Genomic DNA, 12,548 nt, shown 5'->3' with positions numbered 1-12,548 from the left:
ACAGGCAGCGCGCTATCCGGAGAGGGAAAGCAGAGCGATTACGATGATCGCGATGGCGATGCAGGCGGCCACGGATTTCGCGGCTTCACGCTGCGACCAGATGCCAGAAGACCGCCTCGCCACGTTCACGACGGTACCGGCCATCAGGCGTTCCGCCTTGTCGGGCGAGTACAGCGACAGCGCCTCCGCCGCGTCGATGATGGTACTGACCGGGTGGCTGGACTGCTGGTGCAGCACCTTGCGCGCCTCCGCCAGATCGTCCGCGAAGTCCATGACGGGCATCAACACACCCTCACGCTTTTGTGGCCGGAGCCGCCGCACATGTCGCAGCGATCCGCGCCGAACCAGCCGCGGCCCTTGCAGGTCCGGCAGAAATCATCTGGGTCCGGGATGTAGGTGGGCATCTTCAACTCCATCGGTTTTCCGCGATCAGCCGGGCGGCGTCTTCGGCGGTGATGGAAAGTTATCCAATAGACAAAAGTTCGTCAAACAAAAATTTAGCCAATGGATAAACGATGCCTGACGCTAGACAGTATACAGGCTTCGCGTTAGCGTGAACAAAGGGGGTACGGTGGATGAAAAGAAAAGAGAGTCTTACAGCTATATTTTTGGAGCTGGACGAATCCGACAGGCGGCGAGTTGTGAGCTACGCTACTCGCCTGGGCGGGAGAGCCTCAACGCATCAGCGAACTGGCGCACTCGTTCTACATCTTCCGCCGAAAGGTCTGAAACTGCGTCCAAAAGATCGCCTATGTCTTCACGGTTCTGACTTGCGATAAGGGCGTCAGGCTCAACTTCTAGTGCTGCCGCGATCCGAACCAACAAGTGATTGTTGAGGTTCTTTAGGCCGCGCTCCACTTGAGACAAATGGGGTGTGGATACACCGACTTTGCCCGCCAGATCGGCGATGCTCAAGCCTTTGGCTTTCCTCAAGTCCCTGATCCGCAAGTTTAGCTGCATGGAAAACTCGTAGCAGCCGGGCAGGGTGGGCGGTATTTGCGAATGGGAAAGTTGTGCTTGCATAAAGTTATCTATTGGATAAATTCCGGGGCATGGAACCCCTGAAAAAGTATCTCGCGGGACGTCGCAAGTCCGCGTTTGCAGCTAAAGTCGGTATCGTTCCGGCATACCTCAGCCAAATCCTGAGCGGAACGAAGCGACCAGGCTTCGATCTGATGGTTCGGATTGAGCGCGAAACCGATGGTGATGTCCCGGTCTCCGCATGGGTCGATCATGGTTCGTCTCCTTCGTCAGACGCCGCCCGTTCTGAGAGGGCTGACTGATGTCGCTCGAAGGGTGCCTCAAGCATAAACCTGTGTTTGCGCTGCGTTTTCCACAAGTGGCGAAAACAAATTATTTTTTTCTGTGAGGCCGTGGATGTGCTCGGATTCAATCCTTTGGCAACGCTCTCCATCGCGCGATCGCTTCATCGAAGCACTTGAAGCGGAGGTCGTAACGCAGCGGGAAGCTGTGGTCACACCTGAGGATCAACACCGAGAGGGTCTGGCGATACATACACTCGCTGATCTTTGCGCTTTCGATGAGGTGACCACAAAGCTCTTCACCAGCGGAAAAGAATGTTTCCGGCAAGGGCCGTGCGTCTTGTGGTTGCGCGGCCGTTCCGCTGAGCACGATTGCAAAGCTGGTGATGAGCCTCATGTGTCTCTCCTGTCAGTAAGCGATGGTCAGTCCCATGAGCACGTAAATCGCCCCAAGGATAAACGTCATCAGGGTCCAGCCGGTGAGAATCGCAAAGAAGTCGGATCGAATGTTGCGTGCGCTTCGCGTGAAACTGGCTGCTACGTAGAACAGCAGCACCAACGCCCCATAGATGGCGAAAACCTCAACAATCCGATCCCACATCGTCGTCCCTCCATCTGTGCAGGGGCATTCAATCGGATCCTCGGGGTATTTCAAGAGATTTGCAGGGCGGCGCGGTCCCTCGCGCCAACCAACCTGAACCGGGGGCAGGGTGTCCTGCAAAGCCTCCAACCTCCCTGTTGAACTAGGGCGGGGCCTTCGTGCTCCGCCCCTTTTTTGCCGAAGGAACAGCAATGGCGAAACCCAAGAAAAGCGAGGGCCAGAAGGTCCGTGAAGCAATGGATGGCCCGACGTTCGAACACGACGCGCTGATCGACCAGATCGAGGCGCGGGCCAAAGAAGAATACGAGCGCGGCTCCGACGCCGGCGAGAGCGCGGCCAAGACCAAGGAATTCATCGAGAAGACCGGGATGAACTCACAGGCGTTCTCCTGGTCGAAGTCGATCCTCAAGAAGCTGCCGAAGAAGGACGGCGCGCACAAGGCGATGGACATCATCCGGTCGCTCAAGCGGGCGATCCCGATGTTGGAGAACCACATCACCGGCCAGTCGTCGGAGGACATGTTCGACGGCAAGGCGCCGGAGGGGCAGGGCGACACCGAGGAACAGCCCGAGGCTGCGCCTGAGCCCAAGAAGGGCGTCGTCACCCCGCTCGATTTCGGCGGGAAGTCGTAATGAGCGGCTGCCACGTCGTCGGTTGTGACCGACCGGAAAAATACATCCGGGGTTACTGCAATGCGCACTATCGGCGCTTTCAAAGGCACGGAGATCCTTTGGGCGGCGGTACTGAGCGTGGCAAGCCGATGGCGTGGCTCCATGAACACGTCGATTATTCGGGAGATAACTGCCTGCTTTGGCCGTTCTCGACCATTGCCGGATATGGGTCTGTTTGGTTCGAGGGTCGAACGCAGTTTGCTTCTAGGGTCATGTGCATTCTTGCTCACGGCGAACCGCCGATGCCCAATTTGGACGCAGCGCATAGCTGTGGCAACGGAGCATTGGGCTGCACCAATCCCAATCATCTCCGATGGGCGACACGTCGAGAAAATGTTGAGGATTCGATGGCTGCCGGAACTTTTCCGCGCGGTGAATCAAAACTCGGCCAAGCCAGACTCACCGAAGATGATGTGAGGGAGATACGGAAACTTCGAAGGAAGGGTGCCAGCCTCACTAGCCTCGGCAAGAAGTTCGGTGTCGATCAATCCCAGATTTGCGCAATCGCAAAGAGGCGCAGGTGGGCGCACGTCACATGAAAATTGTAGCGATGGACGTGGCAACCCAATGTGGTTTGGCAGTCGGCAAGTCGGGTGACAATCCGAAGGCGTGGAGCGTTGGACTCGGACAGGGACGTTCCGAAGCTGAACGCTTTTCCAATGTGCTCAGGCTTACGCATGGGCTGATCGAGACCCATGATCCCGACCTGATCGTGGTCGAGGCCTTCATTGGCGGCAAGAACGCCTCCGCCTACCTAATCGGGCTGGTTGCCTGCGTGCGAGGCTGCGCTTTCAACCGCGGCGTCAAGGTCGAGATGGTGTTCCCGGCGACCGTTCGGAAGCATTTCCTCGGTAAGGCATACACCTCCAAGGATTTTCCGCACCTCAAGCGCGAGGATGCGAAGCTGGAAATCAAGCGCGTCGTCAAGCGCCAGTGCGAGGCCTACGGGTGGGACATTCCCGACCTCGATGCGGCCGATGCGGCGGCGACGTGGAATTGGGCCTGCACCGAATTCGCCGGGCAACCTCCGCTTATGGTCGGAGGGCTGTTTTGAAATGCGGTCGGTCGATTTACCGGCAGTTGTCCGGCTCGCCCTCGCCTCTGGCCTGGGTGTCGAGGACATCTCCCGGAGCCTCGATGTTCCGGTCGACGACATCCGCGCGACCGTCGCGGAACTCAGAGAAAAAAATCAACTGACAGAAATATTTAGGGGGCAGAAATGAGCAATTCACCTGTCGATCAAGCAACCTGTGTGCGCCGTCGCTCCGGATACACCTCGGTTCCGAACGCAGTGATGTCGGACACAAGGCTATCTATCGAAGCCAGAGGCCTATTGGCTCTGTTGATGACATTCAGGGAGGGATGGGTTTTCAGGCCAAATCACCTGATGGAACAATGCCGGGTCGGCCGGGACAAATATTACCGGATGGTGGGGGAGTTGAAGGATCTTGGGTATGTCTCGGTTGTCCAAACAAAGACGGAGAAAGGTGAGTTCCTTGGCACGTATTGGGAGATAAATGACAACCCGTGTCCTGAAAACCCGTATACGGGTGAGCCGGATACGGGTGAGCCGGACTCCGGAAAAACCGCACACATAAGAGAAACCAATCTTCTAAGAGAAACCAAAGATAAGACCCCCATACCCCCAGAGGGGGATTTATTCTCAGCCGAATCCAAAGATCGCAGGCCGGAACCCGACCTGATCGGAGACGGCTTCAAGGAATTCTGGGAAACCATCTGGCCAAGCCACCAGCGCAAGACCGGGCGGAGGGACTGCGAGAAGGTCTATCGGCAGGCTTGCGAAGGGAAGCATCCCAAAGCTGAGAAGGTTTCGCCGGCCGATCTGAACGCGGCCACCCGCCGCTACGTCTCCTCGGTGCAGGATCGCCAGTACCTCAAGGGGCCACTTCCCTGGCTGCGTCAGCCGGGTTGGGAGCCGTTCCTCTCCGCCGACGAACCTGACAGACCCAAGAGTTACGCCCGGCGTGTTCTCGAAGCGCAGAAGTCCGGGAGGCTGGTATGACCGACGATTGGAAGGGCGAGCACCTGATCTCGAAGGTGAAGCGCAACACTGACGGAGGCGGGCTCTACAATCCGATGAACCTTCGCAAGTCCAAGCGGTCATCGAGAAAGACGCAGCAGTCAGAGGAGCGCGCGGAGCGCAGGGCCAAGGTCAAACACTTGGCCGGTCTCGGGCTGTCTGTGGCGCAGATCGCGGCCGCACTCGACTCGAACTATCGCCAGATCAACGCGGATTTCGTGGGAATGGGTATCCCCGTCTCCCTCGATGAGCGGGAGCGCGTCAAGGAATGAGGGTTTCCGGGCAGCAACGAGAGACCGAGAAAACGGTCCCGCACAACGTCGCGCTGGAACAGCAGATCCTCGGCGCGGTGCTGAACAACAACAATCTTTTCCACATCCACTGCGGGCCTGTGAGGGCGGAGCATTTCTACGAACCGACCCACGGCCGCATCTGGACCCTGATGGCTGGCCGCATCCTCAAGGATCACATCGCTTCACCCGTCGTCTTGAAGGGTGAGCTCGAAAACGATCCTGGCCTCAAAGACCTGGGCGGCGTCTCCTACCTCGCGCGGCTCTCCGGCGCCGCTGTGGCGTCCTTCGCGCTGGCGGACTACGTGCGGGAACTCATCGAGACCGCGGAGCGCCGGCGGCTGCTGGAAGTGGCGGAGGAGATCGTCGGAGCGATCAATTCCGGTGGCACATCCTCGGACGCGGCGGCGGCGATGGAATTGGCGGCAATGTCGGTGGCGGAGAACGCGCCCGTTGCCCGGTCGATGTCGCTGCTCTCCGCTCATACCAAGAGCATCACGGCGATCAACGACGCCTATCAGAATGGCGCGGTTGGCGTGTCATCCGGTCTCCGCGACCTCGACGAGCTGCTGCTCCTCAAACCCAAGCGGTCTACGGTGCTGGCCGGCGCTACCTCCATGGGAAAGACCTCCCTCGCCACCTGGCTCTCCTACCATGCCGCGAAGACGGGATACGGGGTAGGTTTCGTCTCCCTCGAAATGGGCGAGGAGGACTTGGCGAACCGGATCAACTCCATCGACTCCCGTGTTCCCTATCAGGCGATGGACCGCCCGCTCTCCGAGACCCTGTTCCGCAAGGTGGTTGAAGCCGCCAAAAAGCAAGAGGCCCTGCCGATCGAGATCATGTCGGATCGGGTCAGGGACATCCCCGCGATCCTCTCCGAGACCCGGCGCCTGCAAGCGAAGTGGAAACCGGAAGGGGATTTCAAGGGCCTCGGAATGCTGGTGATCGACTACCTTCAACTGGTCCGGGGCCGGGGGAATGCGTTCGAGGTGCTGACGCAGGTTTCCCGTGATACCAAGTCCATCGCCAAGATGCTGAACATCCCGGTCGTGGCTCTGGCTCAGGTCAGCCGGGACATGTCCAAGCGGGAAAGCAAGGTGCCGCACCTGGGCGACCTCAGAGGCTCGGGCGATCTCGAAAACGACGCGGACAACGTGATCTTCTGCCATCGGCCGTCCTACTATCTCGAACGCATGGAGCCGCCGGAGCGGGCCGATGATCGGGCGGATTGGGAAGACTCGATCTCCGCGTCCAAGGGGACCATGGACATCATCGTTGCCAAGCAGCGCATGGGGCCTCTCGGCACCGTGCGGGTTGGCTGCGATCTCGCCACCAACAGGTTCTGGGATCTGCAAACCCAGACGGAGGTGGATTTCTGATGCTTGAGGAGGCGAACCGCATCAAGGACCGGCTTCGGGCCTGCCGGACGGCGGACGAGGTGCGGAACGTCGCGGACGAGGAGCGCGAAACCGTCTTGGAAATGGCGAAGACACCGGAGGGGAAAACGCAGGCGATCCAGATTGCGAACCTGAAAGCATACACGCTGGATTGCATTAAAAATCAGAGGGATGAGTAAGATGGACCCCAAGTTTTTGAAGGCAGTGCAGGACAAGGGGTGGCACATCACCTCGGTCACGGAGGACGAAGTGATCGTCAAGTGCCCGGCGGTGGGCTGCGGGCTGTTCGCCGCGATCTCGGAGCGTGGGCACATCCCCGGCGTCGATCCTGGCCGCCAGCGTGACCGGATCGACCGCAAAGTTGAAACCTATGACGACATCCGGGAAATCCTGCGAGACCGGCGCGAAGGGCTGTCCCTGACGATCCGCGAAGTCGAAGACCTGGCCGGGTTCGCCCAGGATCATCTCGCCAAGATGGAGAAGGACAACCCCTCTAAGACCCCGAACGTGCAGCACGTCATCGAATGGGCGCAGGCGCTCGGGTTCGAGATGGTTTTCCGACCGACCGAGATGACCCCCTACGCGATCCGGACGATCTGCGAGACGCGCGCCCAAGTCGAGCGCAGGACCAATCGGTTCACAATCGAGAGCCGGAGGAGGGGTAAGGCGTGAGCGACGAATGGGGCCCGTGGATCGAGCATAACGGCAAGTGCGTTCCGGTCGTTGAAGGGACGTTTATCCACATCGTTTTTGACGACGGCGACGAATTTATTGGGATAGAGGGGCGGTGTGGCACTTCGGCCTTCGGGTGCAAAATAATTCCCGATTACGGCGAACCGTGGGGGTGGATTTGGGACCATCCTATGTGCCGGTCGTTGGGTGACCGCATCATCCGCTACCGCATCCACAAGCCCCGCGCTCTCGCCCTCCTCAAGTCCATTGCGAAGGAGCTGGAGGTCGAGATGGCCTAGTTGGAACCGCTGGCCGCCTCGATCGCACGGCGCACGGCGTCCAGCTTCTTGAGGTCCATGGCGTCACGCATCGCCGCAAAGGTCCAGTCAGGAGTTGCCTGGCGCCCATTCATCCAGTCGACAGGCGTTGAGGATCTGAGACCGTACTTCCGCGCGAACGCAGCTTTCCAGCGGGCCGTGCCGAAGTAGTCGGTGGCCATCTGGTCCAACAGTTGGAACCGCTCCTCGGGGCTCATATCCGCGATGTCTGCCATGGGTCTGCCTCTCTGTGGTGCTGGGCTGGTCAGTTGGAACCGGGATAGACCGAACCCGCGGGATTGTCATCGCATCCGGCAAGCGATATTCCGGAAAAGTCCTTATCTGGGGACAACCCCGGCGCCTTGTGTGGTGCTTGGTGTCGGGCGGAGGCCGGGGCTTGTTCCCGGCCTCTCGCTCTCAGTGGTTCCAATGGTCGCGGCCATATTTCCGACCGTTGATCGTGATCCGGCCCGGCCCGTCGATAGGGACAGGGGAGTCGTAAAGGTCGCCGTCAGTCCCGACCCGGTAGACATGGGCGATGCCGTTGCCGTCCTCCGGTCCAGAAAAGCCGTGGATTTGGAACAGCCAATTGCCTTTCCCTCCTTCCCGGCTTTGAAACCAACCGTGCCAGTTGCGGCATTCATAGGCGCCGACGCGCCAGGTCGCGCCGTGCATGTGCTTTTTGGTCGGGGGAAGCGCGAACAGTTCAAGTTGCATCTCGCTCCTCCCGTGCCTCGCGCAATATGCGTTTTACCTCGGCCGCAGCCTCTGCATTCGTCGGCTGACGGCCAAGTCTATCGGCCATTGCATCCCATATGGTCACGCCGCGACCTCCCGCACAAAAGCGGCCTGGGTGAGCCTGTAGCCGTCCCATGTGCCGGACTGGCTGACGATCTCGTCAAGGACGGCCGCCACCATGTCGAGCGTGCAGCCCTCGCCCGTGGGGACAGGCTCAGGCCGGATCGCGATGCAGGGGCGCGGCGTCAGGATGATGCCGGCGACGTAGACCGGCGCGGACCAGTTGGAACCGCTGCGGAGGGAAAGGGTGATCATGCCTCGGCCTCGATCTGGAAACGCTCGGTGCGTCCGATTTCAAGGAAATGTTCGGTGAAGGCTCGGGCGAGAATTGACGCCTCGCGCTTGTTCCAGTGAAGGGCGTTCGCGCGGTCGCTGATTTCGACCTGATCGGCAGTGCCTGAGATGTAGCGGCGGTCTCCGCCTTTGGTGCCGACTACGGCGATCCGGTAAAGCTTGGTGTTCATGGTGTGGTGCTCCATATCTGGGGGTTGTCATGCTGGCGCATGGTGCTGCCCTCCGCTCGGGAGGACAGGGACGATGCGTCAGGCGTGCAGGACGATGTAACCGGTGGGAACGTTGGTCCCGCTCTCCGAGAAGCTGGCGACAGGCAGGTCATGCCATCCGCTATCGAGATGACCGCGCTCTGCCGTGTGGGCGTCAGCCCGAACCAACCCCATCTTACCAAGGTGGCCGTCATAGAACGCCGTTGCAGGAAGCACGCAGATCAGTTGACCACCCATGCCGCGCCGGTCGGTCGGGGACGCCTTCAAGAATTTCCGGGCATGGGTTAGGTGCTTCTGCCAGTGCAGCCCATAGAAAGGCGGGTTCATGATCACGAGATCAAAGCGCGGATCAGGAGCACATTCGAGGAAATTTCTGCAAAGGACGCTAAACCCCTTCGCCCGTGCCTGCGCTGCGCGCTCCGCGTTGTATTCGATCCCGGCCATCTGGACCGGCCGCCGGATGCTGTGGCTCTCCTTGCGGATGTGTGCGGCGATGGCTTCCATGATGCGCCCGTTACCGCAGGACGGTTCAAGGATATCCATGGGTGCGGTCTCATCGTACCGGCCCCAATGGATTTCACGGATCAGTGAATTTGCAACGGCTGGCGGCGTCCAATAGAATTGCAGGTCTTTGGAAACAGCCGTTGACTGTGCCTTGGGTCGATCCTCGTCGCTGACTTCGACATCTGGTAGGACATCGCCATAGAATTCAGCCAGTGCGCGGTTGATTTCCTTCAACGCCCATTTGTCGAAAATCACGTGCGCGTTGCCGTTCTTGAAGACGCGCAGTTCACCACCCCACCACATCGCGGAACCGTTCTTGCGGGCATCACGTGCCATCTGGTCGATATGTCCGCGATGCAGTTGTTCGGTCTTGGTGTAGTTGGCGAGAGCGTTAAGCATGTCGAGCATGGTTTCCTGCCCCCAACTGCCATAGCCATACTCACCGAAGCCGGAGAGGATCACGCGCTTAGGCAGGCCCTCCACGCCGATCTTGACCTTGCTGTGTGACTTATAGGCCGGATCGAGTTTGCAGAATGCTTCGGCCAGCCCGCGCAAGATGTGGTGACGCGGATCCTTGAGATACTGACCAAAGGTCGCCGCGATGTTGTCCAGCGTGAATTCGGGCGGGTTTTCCATCGCTAAATCGAACCGCTTGCGGTCTGCGGCCGGTGCGATGGTTTTGATGTTCAGCCCGTTGTAGACATGAAGCCATGCACTCTTGCGCAGCACTTCGACGATCTTTGCATCACCGATGCGCGGCGCGTACCGGTCCCAAATCTGGCCGCCATATGTGCCGCCGATATTGGCTGCTAGTTCGGTCGCCTTGATCGCGTCACCAAACGCCGCCGCGACATCGACAGCCGCCGCCTTTTTCGTCTCGTATTCCTCGACGATCTCGCGCAATGGGCGCAGCTTCGCCGGTAGTTTCATTTCGGTCTGCATGTTCATTTTCTCTTTCCTTCTCTGGGGTTGTCCCGCCTGTGTGGTGCTGCGGGTCATGCTCTGGCGCATGGGATGGCGGGCCGCTCGGACCCGCTCACCGATGGGTCAGAACAGCTCAAGCTGCTTGGGTTGAGGCAGGGCGGCCGTGGCATAGCGCGCCCACTGGTCAGCCATGGCCGCCGCCACGCCGGGGAAAAACCGGCTCCGCTCTTTCCAACGATCCGGCCCCGGTGAGGCGTTGTGAACGTCCGCGCGTGCTGTGGTGCCGTCCAGAGTGCCGGTAGGGGTCAGGGCGGGCAGGTCGCGCAGCCAAAGGCACGTCCGCTTTTTCACGTTGTCCGCGCTCGCCGGATCGGTCGCAAACTGCCACGGCTGGAAGGTCTGGGCGGGTGGCTGGTAGTTGTGGATCCGCTCTTTGGCGTGCTTGTGCATCACCGGATTCTCAACGGCGACGTGCGGGATATGCTCGACATTCCACACATCGGAGAACAGCTCCGCGCCTTCATCCAGTTCCGCCCACATCTCCGGCAGGGTGCGCCCCGGAGGAGGGACGGAGAGCCAACGCACGCCGCTGTTGCAAAGGCGGGTGCAGGGCGGATGCATGACGGCCAGAATATCCCACTGGTCCCAATACATCACGTCGCGCACGTCCCCGACGATATGCCGATTGCTCGGCGTCTCCGCCGCCAGCAGGTCGCAGGACCATGCGTCATGCCCGAGATCATTGAAGGCGTCACGGACAACACCAGACTGTTCGCAGCCGATCAGAACGCGCAAGGGGCGGGTCATGCTGCGCCCCTCATCTCGGCCCGGTATTCCCGCAGGATCACCAGCGCGTCACGGGGCGGGACACCTTCGGCCAAGGCGTCGTATCCGACCATAGCCACGTACAGCCGCGCGATCCGGCGATAGGTCGACTCGGAAACTGCCAGACAAAGGCGCTCACGGTGCCATGCTTCCGACTCCGGCGTCATCTCCTCAACATCGTAGAGATGCGGAGAGGCAAGCAGGGTCGGCAGGGTGCAGAGGATACCGTCATCGTCACGCAGGCCGAACAGGCGATTGCGCGGGGCGAAGTAGATGCCATCGAACCGCCAAGCGGCTTCTGGCGAACTGGTGATGTGGAATTGACGTGCCATAGTGGATCCTCGGTGTGTGGTGCGACTCTCAATATAAACCGCATTGCGTGACAATCAAGAGAAAAAAGAAACGCATTGCGAGAAATTATTGCCCGATCCGCACCGCAAGCCCGAAACACCCGCCCAGACGCCTACCAGGTGACACCTTGGACGCTCCCCCTCTCCCCTCCTCCCCACAGTGCATAGGGCGCAGCCCCGCCCCCCGGCATACCCTCGCCCCATGTCCGACCAAACACCCGCAATTCAGCCCCAGAACACCCGCAAACCCCGCCCGATCTCCAAACAAGTGGAGGCCGCACTACAAGCTAGGGTTAGGGACGGGATGACATGGGATGACGCAGCAAAGGCCGCAGGCCTCTCCCCCGCTGGCGTATACAAAGCCCGCCTGCGCGATGAGGTCAAAGCACGCCTGTTAGAGATACAATCCGAATATGTGCAGGAGGTCGAAGCACTTAAGGCGCCGCACAAAGCTCGCGCCCTCGAGGTCGGCAGGGAGCTGATGGACACCGCAAAGTCAGAGGCCGTAAGGGCAAGGATGGTGGAGTTCTTCGCGGGCGAGCGGTCTGGTCCGACAGTCAATGTGCAGATAAACAACAACAATTCCGGGCCGCGTGGGTATGAGTATGCCCGCCCCGGTCAGGAGGTTGTCACCCTGCGACCCGCGCGCAGGGATGGGCAATCCCCTGCGTCCGACGTACAAGATGCTGAAATCGTTGATGATTGATTGCGTGCGGTACTCATGCGCGTGAGTACCAGCCCCATATTCGCCCTTTGTTCCAAGGTTCTGCGCCCCCTCCGCCCGGATAGAGCTGCACCCATAGCGAGGGGGTAGGGGGGTCTGATCGAGGGGGGCCGGGGGTAAAATCGCGCGCCTGGATAGGGTAGTCGTCCCCCTCCCCCTCGGGCGACCTCTCGAATTTTGTAATACAAATCGTAATACACCCCGTAATACACCGTGCATGTGTAATACGTTTTCGGCCTCGTAATACGCTCTGTGTAATACAGCGGAGGTATGCGATGGCGACCAAAATTTATTCCATACGGTTTGACCCTGATCTGATGGCTCGCGTTGATGCGAGTGGTGTTGGTCGATCGGAGTTTATCCGGGAGGCTGTTGAGGCTGCGCTTGTGGCTTCTCCTGTCAAACGCCCGGCTGCGCCTTCTGCTTCGAAAAAAAATTCTTCGGAAAAGTCCTCGCGATGGGCGGCCGATGATGCGGCTGTTCTGGATGTGATCCGCGGAGGCAGATTTTCGTCTCGGGATGTTGAGAAGCGGATTGGGTGGATGGGTCTCCGGTATTCGAAGGCTGAGAAGCGTCTTTTGGAGTCCGGTGCTGTGATGGTTGTGGATGGGGTTCTGGTGGCAGCGTAGCGGTGCATTCTGGAATGCGTGGGTTGTGGGGATGCTG

The 12,548-nt window shown here is 59.8% G+C and carries 22 protein-coding genes; 11 read left to right on the top strand and 11 right to left on the bottom strand.

Annotated features, from left to right (window positions below):
• Positions 1-12: 12 nt before the first annotated feature.
• A complete protein-coding gene (locus IEV87_RS08950; RefSeq protein ID WP_188477297.1) occupies positions 13-282 on the bottom strand; it encodes a hypothetical protein in 270 nt (89 codons plus the stop codon).
• Between the two features lie 369 nt (positions 283-651).
• Positions 652-960, bottom strand: a complete 309-nt coding sequence (locus tag IEV87_RS08945) for a helix-turn-helix domain-containing protein (RefSeq protein ID WP_269902650.1) — start codon at positions 958-960, stop codon at positions 652-654.
• Positions 961-1,052: 92 nt separating this feature from the next.
• On the opposite strand from IEV87_RS08945, the gene IEV87_RS23070 reads away from it, so the two are divergent.
• On the top strand, positions 1,053-1,283 hold the full coding sequence (locus IEV87_RS23070; protein WP_373284034.1) for a helix-turn-helix domain-containing protein: 231 nt from the start codon (positions 1,053-1,055) through the stop codon (positions 1,281-1,283).
• 106 nt (positions 1,284-1,389) lie between these two features.
• On the opposite strand, the gene IEV87_RS08935 is transcribed toward IEV87_RS23070, so the two are convergent.
• Together IEV87_RS08935 and IEV87_RS08930 are read right to left on the bottom strand one after the other, a co-directional pair.
• Complete coding sequence (locus IEV87_RS08935) at positions 1,390-1,659, bottom strand: hypothetical protein (protein WP_188477294.1); 270 nt, start codon at positions 1,657-1,659, stop codon at positions 1,390-1,392.
• Between the two features lie 12 nt (positions 1,660-1,671).
• Positions 1,672-1,983: a hypothetical protein gene (locus IEV87_RS08930; protein WP_188477293.1), complete on the bottom strand. Its 312-nt coding sequence runs from the start codon at positions 1,981-1,983 to the stop codon at positions 1,672-1,674.
• Positions 1,984-2,054: 71 nt separating this feature from the next.
• Here IEV87_RS08930 and IEV87_RS08925 point away from each other — a divergent pair, with 71 nt between their 5' ends.
• The 8 genes from IEV87_RS08925 to IEV87_RS08890 all read left to right on the top strand — a co-directional run bounded on the left by IEV87_RS08925 (position 2,055) and on the right by IEV87_RS08890 (position 7,236).
• Positions 2,055-2,495, top strand: coding sequence for a hypothetical protein (locus IEV87_RS08925; RefSeq protein ID WP_188477292.1), 441 nt, complete (start codon positions 2,055-2,057; stop codon positions 2,493-2,495).
• Between the two features lie 559 nt (positions 2,496-3,054).
• Positions 3,055-3,588: a hypothetical protein gene (locus IEV87_RS08920; RefSeq protein ID WP_188477291.1), complete on the top strand. Its 534-nt coding sequence runs from the start codon at positions 3,055-3,057 to the stop codon at positions 3,586-3,588.
• A gap of 165 nt (positions 3,589-3,753) precedes the next feature.
• Positions 3,754-4,557: a hypothetical protein gene (locus IEV87_RS08915; protein WP_188477290.1), complete on the top strand. Its 804-nt coding sequence runs from the start codon at positions 3,754-3,756 to the stop codon at positions 4,555-4,557.
• Entirely contained in the window at positions 4,554-4,847 is a 294-nt protein-coding gene (locus IEV87_RS08910; RefSeq protein WP_188477289.1) for a hypothetical protein, read from the top strand. Before IEV87_RS08915 ends, IEV87_RS08910 begins: the two co-directional genes overlap by 4 nt.
• Positions 4,844-6,247 carry a DnaB-like helicase C-terminal domain-containing protein gene (locus tag IEV87_RS08905; RefSeq protein ID WP_188477288.1) on the top strand — a complete coding sequence of 468 codons (1,404 nt, stop codon included), beginning with the start codon at positions 4,844-4,846 and terminating at the stop codon, positions 6,245-6,247. Before IEV87_RS08910 ends, IEV87_RS08905 begins: the two co-directional genes overlap by 4 nt.
• Positions 6,247-6,444, top strand: coding sequence for a hypothetical protein (locus IEV87_RS08900; RefSeq protein ID WP_188477287.1), 198 nt, complete (start codon positions 6,247-6,249; stop codon positions 6,442-6,444). The genes IEV87_RS08905 and IEV87_RS08900 overlap by 1 nt, the downstream gene beginning before the upstream one ends.
• 1 nt (position 6,445) lies before the next feature.
• Positions 6,446-6,937: a helix-turn-helix domain-containing protein gene (locus IEV87_RS08895; protein ID WP_188477286.1), complete on the top strand. Its 492-nt coding sequence runs from the start codon at positions 6,446-6,448 to the stop codon at positions 6,935-6,937.
• On the top strand, positions 6,934-7,236 hold the full coding sequence (locus tag IEV87_RS08890) for a hypothetical protein (protein WP_188477285.1): 303 nt from the start codon (positions 6,934-6,936) through the stop codon (positions 7,234-7,236). The genes IEV87_RS08895 and IEV87_RS08890 overlap by 4 nt, the downstream gene beginning before the upstream one ends.
• Here IEV87_RS08890 and IEV87_RS08885 read toward each other — a convergent pair.
• The 7 genes from IEV87_RS08885 to IEV87_RS08855 all read right to left on the bottom strand — a co-directional run bounded on the left by IEV87_RS08885 (position 7,233) and on the right by IEV87_RS08855 (position 11,140).
• Positions 7,233-7,490, bottom strand: coding sequence for a hypothetical protein (locus IEV87_RS08885; RefSeq protein ID WP_188477284.1), 258 nt, complete (start codon positions 7,488-7,490; stop codon positions 7,233-7,235). The genes IEV87_RS08890 and IEV87_RS08885 overlap by 4 nt on opposite strands.
• A gap of 181 nt (positions 7,491-7,671) precedes the next feature.
• Positions 7,672-7,971 (bottom strand): hypothetical protein, encoded by a 300-nt coding sequence (locus IEV87_RS08880; RefSeq protein WP_229737502.1) that lies wholly within the window; start codon positions 7,969-7,971, stop codon positions 7,672-7,674.
• 102 nt (positions 7,972-8,073) lie between these two features.
• Positions 8,074-8,307, bottom strand: a complete 234-nt coding sequence (locus IEV87_RS08875; protein WP_188477283.1) for a hypothetical protein — start codon at positions 8,305-8,307, stop codon at positions 8,074-8,076.
• A complete protein-coding gene (locus tag IEV87_RS08870) occupies positions 8,304-8,516 on the bottom strand; it encodes a hypothetical protein (RefSeq protein ID WP_188477282.1) in 213 nt (70 codons plus the stop codon). The genes IEV87_RS08875 and IEV87_RS08870 overlap by 4 nt, the downstream gene beginning before the upstream one ends.
• A gap of 78 nt (positions 8,517-8,594) precedes the next feature.
• Positions 8,595-10,007, bottom strand: a complete 1,413-nt coding sequence (locus tag IEV87_RS08865; RefSeq protein ID WP_188477281.1) for a DUF4942 domain-containing protein — start codon at positions 10,005-10,007, stop codon at positions 8,595-8,597.
• 99 nt (positions 10,008-10,106) lie between these two features.
• Entirely contained in the window at positions 10,107-10,790 is a 684-nt protein-coding gene (locus tag IEV87_RS08860) for a hypothetical protein (protein ID WP_188477280.1), read from the bottom strand.
• Positions 10,787-11,140 carry a hypothetical protein gene (locus IEV87_RS08855; RefSeq protein ID WP_188477279.1) on the bottom strand — a complete coding sequence of 118 codons (354 nt, stop codon included), beginning with the start codon at positions 11,138-11,140 and terminating at the stop codon, positions 10,787-10,789. The genes IEV87_RS08860 and IEV87_RS08855 overlap by 4 nt, the downstream gene beginning before the upstream one ends.
• Positions 11,141-11,462: 322 nt before the next feature.
• On the opposite strand from IEV87_RS08855, the gene IEV87_RS08850 reads away from it, so the two are divergent.
• Together IEV87_RS08850 and IEV87_RS08845 are read left to right on the top strand one after the other, a co-directional pair.
• Positions 11,463-11,864, top strand: a complete 402-nt coding sequence (locus IEV87_RS08850) for a hypothetical protein (RefSeq protein WP_188477278.1) — start codon at positions 11,463-11,465, stop codon at positions 11,862-11,864.
• A gap of 293 nt (positions 11,865-12,157) precedes the next feature.
• Positions 12,158-12,511, top strand: coding sequence for a ribbon-helix-helix domain-containing protein (locus IEV87_RS08845; protein ID WP_188477277.1), 354 nt, complete (start codon positions 12,158-12,160; stop codon positions 12,509-12,511).
• Positions 12,512-12,548 lie beyond the last annotated feature (37 nt).

It is taken from the genome of Primorskyibacter flagellatus, from assembly GCF_014638275.1.
Classification (GTDB): Bacteria; Pseudomonadota; Alphaproteobacteria; order Rhodobacterales; family Rhodobacteraceae; genus Pseudooceanicola; species Pseudooceanicola flagellatus_A.
The sequence above is the reverse complement of the archived record's forward strand: the minus strand, read 5'-3'. Positions and strand labels throughout refer to the sequence as shown.

Bases quoted from the DNA above. Each gene is read 5' to 3' on its own strand.
- IEV87_RS08950 (WP_188477297.1), bottom strand. From the start codon at position 282: ATGCCCGTCATGGACTTCGCGGACGATCTGGCGGAGGCGCGCAAGGTG.
- IEV87_RS08945 (WP_269902650.1), bottom strand. From the start codon at position 960: ATGCAGCTAAACTTGCGGATCAGGGACTTGAGGAAAGCCAAAGGCTTG.
- IEV87_RS23070 (WP_373284034.1), top strand. From the start codon at position 1,053: ATGGAACCCCTGAAAAAGTATCTCGCGGGACGTCGCAAGTCCGCGTTT.
- IEV87_RS08935 (WP_188477294.1), bottom strand. From the start codon at position 1,659: ATGAGGCTCATCACCAGCTTTGCAATCGTGCTCAGCGGAACGGCCGCG.
- IEV87_RS08925 (WP_188477292.1), top strand. From the start codon at position 2,055: ATGGCGAAACCCAAGAAAAGCGAGGGCCAGAAGGTCCGTGAAGCAATG.
- IEV87_RS08915 (WP_188477290.1), top strand. From the start codon at position 3,754: ATGAGCAATTCACCTGTCGATCAAGCAACCTGTGTGCGCCGTCGCTCC.
- IEV87_RS08910 (WP_188477289.1), top strand. From the start codon at position 4,554: ATGACCGACGATTGGAAGGGCGAGCACCTGATCTCGAAGGTGAAGCGC.
- IEV87_RS08905 (WP_188477288.1), top strand. From the start codon at position 4,844: ATGAGGGTTTCCGGGCAGCAACGAGAGACCGAGAAAACGGTCCCGCAC.
- IEV87_RS08900 (WP_188477287.1), top strand. From the start codon at position 6,247: ATGCTTGAGGAGGCGAACCGCATCAAGGACCGGCTTCGGGCCTGCCGG.
- IEV87_RS08895 (WP_188477286.1), top strand. From the start codon at position 6,446: ATGGACCCCAAGTTTTTGAAGGCAGTGCAGGACAAGGGGTGGCACATC.
- IEV87_RS08885 (WP_188477284.1), bottom strand. From the start codon at position 7,490: ATGGCAGACATCGCGGATATGAGCCCCGAGGAGCGGTTCCAACTGTTG.
- IEV87_RS08880 (WP_229737502.1), bottom strand. From the start codon at position 7,971: ATGCAACTTGAACTGTTCGCGCTTCCCCCGACCAAAAAGCACATGCAC.
- IEV87_RS08875 (WP_188477283.1), bottom strand. From the start codon at position 8,307: ATGATCACCCTTTCCCTCCGCAGCGGTTCCAACTGGTCCGCGCCGGTC.
- IEV87_RS08870 (WP_188477282.1), bottom strand. From the start codon at position 8,516: ATGAACACCAAGCTTTACCGGATCGCCGTAGTCGGCACCAAAGGCGGA.
- IEV87_RS08865 (WP_188477281.1), bottom strand. From the start codon at position 10,007: ATGAACATGCAGACCGAAATGAAACTACCGGCGAAGCTGCGCCCATTG.
- IEV87_RS08860 (WP_188477280.1), bottom strand. From the start codon at position 10,790: ATGACCCGCCCCTTGCGCGTTCTGATCGGCTGCGAACAGTCTGGTGTT.
- IEV87_RS08855 (WP_188477279.1), bottom strand. From the start codon at position 11,140: ATGGCACGTCAATTCCACATCACCAGTTCGCCAGAAGCCGCTTGGCGG.
- IEV87_RS08850 (WP_188477278.1), top strand. From the start codon at position 11,463: ATGACATGGGATGACGCAGCAAAGGCCGCAGGCCTCTCCCCCGCTGGC.
- IEV87_RS08845 (WP_188477277.1), top strand. From the start codon at position 12,158: ATGGCGACCAAAATTTATTCCATACGGTTTGACCCTGATCTGATGGCT.